5 protein-coding genes and 1 pseudogene are annotated in these 3,326 nt (G+C 65.2%); 4 read left to right on the top strand and 2 right to left on the bottom strand.

The features are described 5' to 3' along the window. Positions 1-215: pseudogene (locus RMP10_RS08855) on the top strand (AAA family ATPase); the annotation flags it as partial. Between the two features lie 28 nt (positions 216-243). Here the strand turns inward: RMP10_RS08855 and RMP10_RS08850 are convergent. After that, complete coding sequence (locus RMP10_RS08850) at positions 244-570, bottom strand: type II toxin-antitoxin system PemK/MazF family toxin (protein WP_310569978.1); 327 nt, start codon at positions 568-570, stop codon at positions 244-246. Beyond that, positions 567-812, bottom strand: coding sequence for a hypothetical protein (locus RMP10_RS08845; protein ID WP_310569977.1), 246 nt, complete (start codon positions 810-812; stop codon positions 567-569). Before RMP10_RS08845 ends, RMP10_RS08850 begins: the two co-directional genes overlap by 4 nt. A 163-nt stretch (positions 813-975) precedes the next feature. Here RMP10_RS08845 and RMP10_RS08840 point away from each other — a divergent pair, with 163 nt between their 5' ends. From RMP10_RS08840 to RMP10_RS08830, 3 genes are all read left to right on the top strand, one after another. Next, positions 976-1,293: a hypothetical protein gene (locus RMP10_RS08840; protein ID WP_310569976.1), complete on the top strand. Its 318-nt coding sequence runs from the start codon at positions 976-978 to the stop codon at positions 1,291-1,293. Between the two features lie 3 nt (positions 1,294-1,296). After that, positions 1,297-1,707, top strand: a complete 411-nt coding sequence (locus RMP10_RS08835; protein ID WP_310569975.1) for a PIN domain-containing protein — start codon at positions 1,297-1,299, stop codon at positions 1,705-1,707. A 514-nt stretch (positions 1,708-2,221) separates the two neighbouring features. Beyond that, positions 2,222-3,326: serine/threonine-protein kinase (locus tag RMP10_RS08830; RefSeq protein WP_310569974.1), on the top strand; the 1,105-nt coding region annotated here is incomplete at its 3' end.

Genomic DNA, 3,326 nt, shown 5'->3' with positions numbered 1-3,326 from the left:
TTGGCGATGCGGAGATCGCGATTGAAGTGAAGTCGTCGCCCAGGATTTCGGCCGCGCACTTGAAGGGGCTCATCGCGTTTGGCGAAGATCAGCCAGGGGTGCGGCGGCGCATCATGGTGTGCCTGGAACCGCGGCGGCGGGTAACGAAGGACGGCATTGAGATTATACCGGTCGCGAAGTTCCTCGAGGGGTTGTGGCGTGGGGACGTGGGGTGAAGGATCGCCGTCAAGGCTGGGTTCTTCATCAGTCGCGTAGGTACACCTCGAGCGCGTCACTCAATGCATCGAGGACGTGTGTGGGCAGCAGACCCTCGCTCCGCAGCACGCGCGTTTGCGCCACCTGGCGAACCCCGGGCGTCACGGCGAAGCTGCGCTTGAGCTTCCCGATCGGAGGAATCGGGAAGCGCAACGGCCAAATCGCCGGCGCGCGCGAGGAAAGCGGCACAACGACAACCGAAGGGAGCGATGCATTGTGCTCCGTATTCGACACGACGACGGCCGGTCTCGTCTTGCCAAGTTCAGGCGGATGCGCGTCTTCGAGATTCACCCAAACGACGGTTCCCCGCTTCACGGGTTGCGCCGCTTGACTGACGCCGCGAGTGGTGCCCCGGCCCACCGCTCCATGTCGGCCGCCTCGTCAGGATTGGCAGACAGAAACGCCTGATATTCCTGTGCCGCGAGCGCCATGCGCCGCCGCCGGACGTCGGCTTCAAGCGCTTCGCGTACATAGGCTGCAAGCGTCTGACTCCGCGGTTTGCACTCCTGAATGTCCTTGAGTAGCGCTCCTTCTAGCTTAATGGTAGTGGCTGTCATACTAAATTAGTAGCATCGACGCTGGGAGCCCACAAGGGTCCATCACCGCCGACGGGGCGGCGCATCCCGTCGCGATCGCTTCCGCGCGCAGTTGGGCTTCTCGAACAGATGCCGCCGAGGCGGTCCGGATTGACTCCCATGGCCTTTGCCATAACATATTGTCATGACTGACTATCATGACACACCCCGGAAGTCGAAGCGAGTCGGTGAACCGGCGCAGGTCTACCTGACCGATGCAGATCAGGCGCGACTGGAGCGACTGACCGCGCAACTCGGCGCTTCGAAGTCCGACGTGCTGCGCCGTGGGCTCGAGGCGCTCGAGTTGCAGCACATGGAGCCGTCGGCTCATCCCACACTTCGACTCATCGGCCTCGTCAGCGACGGTGACGAGCCTGAGGCGGTCGATGCCGCACGCGAGCATGATCGCCTGTTGGCCCAGAGTGAGGAGGCGTCGTGGCGTGCGCAGTCGGATGGGACGTGAGTGATGGATGAGGTATTTGTCGATACCAGTGCCTGGTATCCGATCGTGGTGCGATCGCACCCTGATCACGACCGATTGAGCGCCGCGCTGCGCGCGTGTGTGGCGCGCCGCGCGCGCATTGTGACATCGAATTTGGTGGTGGCCGAGTCGCACGCGTTGGTCATGCGGCGTGCCGGCATCGCATCAGGGCTGCGCTTCGTGCAGTTCGTGCGCGCGTCACCCAACGTGGTCGTTTCGAGCACTGCACCCATCGAAGACTTAGCCGTCAACCGCTGGCTCACACGTTATGCCGATCAGCCGTTTTCCATGGTTGACGCCGTGAGCTTTGCGATCATGGCGGAACGCGGCACGCGTGCGGCGTTGACGCTCGATCGGCACTTCGCCATCGCGGGCTTTCAGATGGTGACCGAATAGCGGTAACGCCGGTGGGCGCCGCCTGTTAACGGTGTGTCGCGCACCAGCGCGGAACCGCCGAGACGTCGCCACCGTCAATGTCAGCTTAGGACGGACGGCAGTACCGTCTATAATCAGCATATGTCGCCGCTTATCCCCCCCTGCCCCACCCCTCCCAAGGCTTAGTAATCGGCCCACACGTAGCACATTCCTTTTCGGGCCGAGGGGGACCGGGAAGTCGACGTATTGCGGCGGCCTTTCGGCCAATCGAGAACGCGCGGGCCGCGCCCGACGCGATCCGCGCGTCTCGCGAAGGGTGGTCGCGGCCTGCTGGCGTTCCACGATGAGTTCCCCGACGCGCGACTCATCGTGCTCACTGACACTCCGCTCAGGCAACAACAGGGGCCGCTCAGCATATTCCCGTTGGCCGATTTTCTGCTCGGTATCGTGCCGGGCGCTCCGCTGCCGGCATGACACACGTCCCTGACATCGCCCGAGTGACCGCGTCTGAGCGACATCGTATGACTGGTATCGCGTGAGCGACATCGCGCGCGTCACCGCGGCGCTTGCTCCCGCCTACACCGTGCGGCGTGAACTCGGCGCCGGCGGCATGGCCACCGTGTATCTCGCGCACGACGCGCGGCACGATCGCGACGTCGCCATCAAGGTGCTGCACCCAGACCTCGGTGCCGCGCTCGGCGCCGATCGGTTCCTCGCCGAGATCAAGACGACGGCCAAGTTGCAGCATCCGCACATTCTGCCGTTGCTCGACAGCGGCAGTGCCGACGGCTTGCTCTGGTACGCGATGCCGTACGTGGAAGGCGAAACGTTGCGCGGCCGCTTGCAGCGCGAGACGCAATTGCCGATCGCCGAGGCGGTGCGGTTAGCGCGTGAAGTGGCGGATGCGTTGCAAGCCGCGCATGCGCGTGGCGTCGTGCACCGCGACATCAAGCCCGAGAACATTCTGCTGCAGGGCGGGCCAGGCACACCGCATGCGCTCGTCGCCGACTTCGGTATCGCGCTGGCAGTGCAAAGCGCGGGCGGTGCGCGCATGACGCAGACGGGGCTGAGTCTCGGTACGCCGCAGTACATGAGCCCCGAGCAGGCGACCGGCGAGCGAGTGGTGGACGCGCGCAGCGACATCTATGCGCTCGGCGCGGTCACATACGAGATGCTCGTGGGCGAGCCGCCCTTCACTGGCCCGACCACGCAAGCCATCGTCGCGCGGTTGCTGTCCACGCCGCCGCCATCACTCACCGCAACGCGCAACACCATTCCACCGCATGTGGAAGCCGCGGTACTTACGGCGCTCGCGAAGCTTCCAGCAGATCGGCAGACGAGCGTAGCGGAGTTTGCGGCGCAGCTCACGGGCGCGGCGCCGATCGCGTTCACGCAATCGAACGACACGCGCCAGAACACTGGTACTCTGAGCGGCGGCGAGCACGCCGATCCCCGCCGTACCGCGCGCGCACTGCGTCGTACCCGTGTGCTGCTCGGCGTTTCTGTGGCCGTGGCGTTGGCGGCGGTGAGCGCCGTTGCCTGGGTCACCACACGTCCGTCGCCCGTCGCGCCGGTGCGGACGTTCGTGCTTGCACTCCCCGACTCTACGCCACTCTTCGACGCTCCGGTGCCTCGACGCA

The sequence above is a fragment of the Gemmatimonas sp. genome, assembly GCF_031426495.1.
Lineage (GTDB): Bacteria > Gemmatimonadota > Gemmatimonadetes > Gemmatimonadales > Gemmatimonadaceae > Gemmatimonas.
The sequence above is the reverse complement of the archived record's forward strand: the minus strand, read 5'-3'. Positions and strand labels throughout refer to the sequence as shown.

Excerpts from the sequence above, each read along its gene's own strand:
- RMP10_RS08845 (WP_310569977.1), bottom strand. The coding sequence starts at position 812 with ATGACAGCCACTACCATTAAGCTAGAAGGAGCGCTACTCAAGGACATT.
- RMP10_RS08840 (WP_310569976.1), top strand. The coding sequence starts at position 976 with ATGACTGACTATCATGACACACCCCGGAAGTCGAAGCGAGTCGGTGAA.
- RMP10_RS08835 (WP_310569975.1), top strand. The coding sequence starts at position 1,297 with ATGGATGAGGTATTTGTCGATACCAGTGCCTGGTATCCGATCGTGGTG.